This window comes from Burkholderia sp. LMG 13014, assembly GCF_905232215.1.
GTDB lineage: Bacteria > Pseudomonadota > Gammaproteobacteria > Burkholderiales > Burkholderiaceae > Burkholderia.
Genome location: NZ_CAJNKE010000541.1, coordinates 1 through 3,938, shown reverse-complemented (window position 1 = coordinate 3,938; position 3,938 = coordinate 1). Strand labels below are relative to the sequence as shown.

Genomic DNA, 3,938 nt, shown 5'->3' with positions numbered 1-3,938 from the left:
CGCAGGTCCTGCATGAACTCGCCGCGATGAGCGGGCGCCGCACGGTCGCCGGCTTCGCGCCGGACGAAGCCTTCCTGGATCCACTTGTGCAGCTTCGCGTCGAGATTGTCCGCATCGACGACCGTATCGACCGATGTGCTGCCGTCAGGCCGGTGATGCTGGATCCGGTACATGTGCGCGCGTTCGGAGCGGCTGACGATCCATTGCCCGGCGGACGGGTCCGCCAGTTGACGATAGACGCCGAGTACCGACGGGGCGGAGGAGGGGGAATCAGCGGGTGCGTTCATGGTGGCGAGCGAGAGTGGGCGGCTGGCGCTTCGTGCCTGCGATGCATCGCGTCGATTGTAGATTTTTTTGTCGTGACGGAGGGTATTCGCGCGGGAATCGATTCGCTGCGATCCGGTGCGCGGCAGGCGGTGCATCGGCCGGCCGGATCAGGCGAGTGTCATGGGGCATGCGTTGCGGCGCCCACGCGATGGCACCGCACCGCATTGATCGCGCCGATCCTCCGGCAAGGTCGCGGCTCCCGGGCGTCGGTCGGCAACGTGCATCCCTTTGGATGTCGATTGACACCCGGCCTGGCGCTGGTCTCCCCGGCCTCTCACGAAGACAATCCGTCATGTCGAATGGCAGCCGTCACGTCACGCCTTGATCAACAGGGGGGAATTTCAGTACCGTAGCAGGCTTGATCGCCTGGCTTCCATTGCAAGTCCGTGGACGGCTCGGCGCTACATCCAATGGTGCGCCGGTCGTCGAATCCGGCGAAGGAGTGTTGAACGTGACGGAGACAGGAATGGACGAACGGGTGATCCGTCGTGCCAGTGCGCTCGATGCCCCGGCCGTGCTGGGGATCTTCGATGACGTGATTGCGTGGTTCGTTTCCATCGGCAACGATGGGCAATGGGGCCGCGAGCCGTGGTCGACGCAACCCAAGCGGATTGCGCTCGTGACCGAAGCCTGTGCGTTGCCCGACGCGTGGGTGGCGGAGGATCGGGAAGGCCGCGTCCTGGGCGCGTTGATCCTCGGCGAGTCCATGCCCTACGTGCCGCCGGCGACCGAGCCGGAAATTTATGTGCGCGTGCTGGTGGCGTCGCGCGATGCGCGGGCGCGGGGCGTCGGCCGGCGTCTGATGGCCTTCGCGGATGAGCGTGCCCGGGCGGCCGGGGTCGGGCGCTTGCGGGTGGACTGCTATGGCGGCGGGACTGGCGCGCTGGTGCGTTTCTACGAGTCCTGCGGGTATGAGCGGATTTCAACCTTCGACGTGGACGGTTGGCCGGGGCAGTTGTTGGGGCGTAGCTTGTGACGGTGCCTGTCCGCAACTTTGCGTGCGACGCATAAGCTGACGGGCAACTCGCCGCCCACGAAAAGGCCGCCGTACCGGGCGGCAGTGCAGCGCTGCCGAGTACGGCCCCTGTTTTTCGCCCATTCCCGTGTGGCTTTTTGCGGACTGGGGGGGCCGATTCCGCTGCTTCCCCCGGTCGCCGGTGTGACGAAGATCCGAAAGTGCCGGTCAGCCGAGCAGGCCGGCCCAGTACAACTCGGCAGCCCGTTCGACCGCACGCGTCTGCGTCGTGTGCGCCAGCCGGAACGCGTCGCCCTGAATCGTTTCGTCGGGAAACTCGGTGACGAGCGTGAACGGCACGGTCGACCGATGATCCTCGACCACGAGACACGGAATACCGTTGATGCGTGGAAACGGCAGATCGCCTGCGTGCGCGTGCCACGCGTGGATTTGCCGTTCGTTGAATGCCACGAGTTCATCCGATTGCGCCAACGCGCGGGTCAATGCGTCGAGGAACGGCCGCCCGTCGAGGCCCGCATGGTGACGCAGGATCAGGAAGAAGCCCTTCGGAATCGACCAGAGTTCGCTGCCGCGCGGGATGTAGCCGCTGCGCGGCCGCGTCCAGTCGTGTGCCGGGTAGCCGTGCAGGCTCAGGTGCAGCCGCGCGCCGGTGCGCTCGATCGCGTCGAGCCGGGCGGCTTTTTCGCCGAACGGCGGTTGCGTGCGGGCTTCGAGGTCGTCGCCGAGCGCGGTAAAGCGCGCGGCATGGGACAGGTGCGTCGGGTGGGTGGCGCGCAGGTGGTGATGCAGCGCGGCGCCGTCCGGATTCTCGAGCGGCACGAGCGCGTAATGCGCATCCGGGCGCAGGTTCAGCGCATGGGCCGCCCGCAGCGCGCCGACGACCCCCGACGTCTCGTTGGCATGCTGGCCGGCGGTGATGACGAGCCCGGGCAATGCGCCGCGGACATGAATGCCGTTTACGCCGCGCCCCTGATGCGACGTGGCGGCGAACCGTTCTCCCGGCAGCGCGTCGAGCGCGCGATCGACGTCGGGCGGCGACAGTGGCTGGCCAACCGCCGCGAGCGCGTCCGGCGATGCAAGCGCTTCACTCGGGGTGGCCGTGGCTTCGGCTGTCGCCGCGCGAACGTGCGTCTCCAGTGTGATCCGAAGCGTCGTATCGCCCTGCGTGCGCGTGATGTCGGGCACGATCTGCCCGGATTGCAGCGTCCGGTCGGACGCGTCGCGGCCCGCGAGCGCATGGAAGAATTCGGCCGCGCCGTAGTACGCGTCCTCGTGCCACGCGTCGAGCGTGCTGACGAGTTCCTCGCCATACGGCAGCGTCCGTTCGATGCCCGACGTGGCGATCGCGATCCGCAGGATGTCGAAGAACGGCGCATGGTCGGGCCACGGATGCGCGCGCAGCGCGTCCAGCGTCGCGGCGGCGGCCGCCTCGAATTCGGTGACGAGCGGGGCGTCCTCGATCAACGTGCTGCCGTTCCACACGCGCAGCCAGCCACATGGCGACGCGGTCGCGTCATTTGGCGCGAAGATGCGATGCGTCGCTCCGTCGGCCTCGACGACATAGTGCGCCGGGTCGTCGCCGGGCTCGAACGCGAATTCGAGCGGCGCGAGCCAGCCCGCGAGCGGATACGCTTCGAGCCGGAACCGATGGTGTGCGCCCGCCGGTGTGCGGATCACGATCCGGCCGGTGCGTGGCGGCTCGAATTCCTCGATGAAGAAATGCACCAGCGGCTTGTACGCGCTGCGCAACACCGCGTCGATGCCGCGGGCGGCCAGCGTGCGCTCGGCGTCGCGGCGCGCCGCTTCGTCTTCGAAGAGCCAGGCCTCGACACGGGTGGCGGTGCCGGGCGTGAAACGGTCGGTCAACGTGCGCAGCGTGCGCGGATAGTCGGCGGAGAACAGGGTCGTCATGGTGAACGGAGGCGGGTAGGGATCGGGACATCTCACGGCGCATGCCGGCTAGCGTACACGCCGGCGCAGGCGTTGTGCTTCGAGGCGCGGCAGCAGATGCTGGATGACGCGCGGCAGCGTATAGATCGGCAACTGCGCGCACGTGAACACGAGCGCCATGGTGGGTGTCGCGGCGAGCCCGAGCGCGGCCCACATCAGGCCGACGTTGCGATTGGCGACGATCAGCGCGACATTGAGCCGCGTGCGCACGTCGCCGGGCGTGAGCCCGTACGCGATGATCTGGAAGCCGGCGTTGACGGCGAACGCGAGTGCGATCGCGCTCAACGCGCGGTGCGGCGCGTCGATGATCGATTGCTGCATGCCGGCCATCGTGCCGAGTGCGAACACCAGCAGCGCGACGACGACGGTCGCATCGATCGGCGTCGCATAGCGGTCGAGCCGGGACCCCGCGAACCGCCGAACGAGCAGCGCGACACCCTCGGCGCTGCCGATCAGCAGCGTGAGCCGCAACGCGAGATTCAGCGGCGAGATCGACACGGCTGCCTCGTGGCTGAACCAGGCCGTCAGCAGCGGCGCGGTGAGCGGAACGAACACCATCGATGCAAGGGTCGCGACGAGCGCGACGCTGGCGTCGAGCGACAGCATCCGCGCGATCGTCGACGTGCCGCTCGACGGCGGCGCGCAGTACGCGATCACCAGCGCGACGACCCAGTCGTACGGCAGG

The 3,938-nt window shown here is 68.2% G+C and carries 3 protein-coding genes and 1 pseudogene; 1 reads left to right on the top strand and 3 read right to left on the bottom strand.

All coding sequences use genetic code 11. The annotated features are described in order from the left end of the window. Positions 1-287 (bottom strand): annotated as a pseudogene (locus JYJ84_RS30435) (AAA family ATPase); the annotation flags it as partial. A 506-nt stretch (positions 288-793) separates the two neighbouring features. Between JYJ84_RS30435 and JYJ84_RS30430 the strand changes: the two are divergent. Further along, a complete protein-coding gene (locus tag JYJ84_RS30430; RefSeq protein ID WP_205189877.1) occupies positions 794-1,303 on the top strand; it encodes a GNAT family N-acetyltransferase in 510 nt (169 codons plus the stop codon). A gap of 207 nt (positions 1,304-1,510) precedes the next feature. On the opposite strand, the gene JYJ84_RS30425 is transcribed toward JYJ84_RS30430, so the two are convergent. Both JYJ84_RS30425 and JYJ84_RS30420 read right to left on the bottom strand, forming a co-directional pair. Beyond that, positions 1,511-3,214, bottom strand: a complete 1,704-nt coding sequence (locus JYJ84_RS30425; RefSeq protein ID WP_175221145.1) for a hypothetical protein — start codon at positions 3,212-3,214, stop codon at positions 1,511-1,513. 48 nt (positions 3,215-3,262) lie between these two features. Then, a partial coding sequence (locus JYJ84_RS30420; protein WP_205189876.1) for a hypothetical protein occupies positions 3,263-3,938 on the bottom strand: 676 nt, incomplete at its 5' end.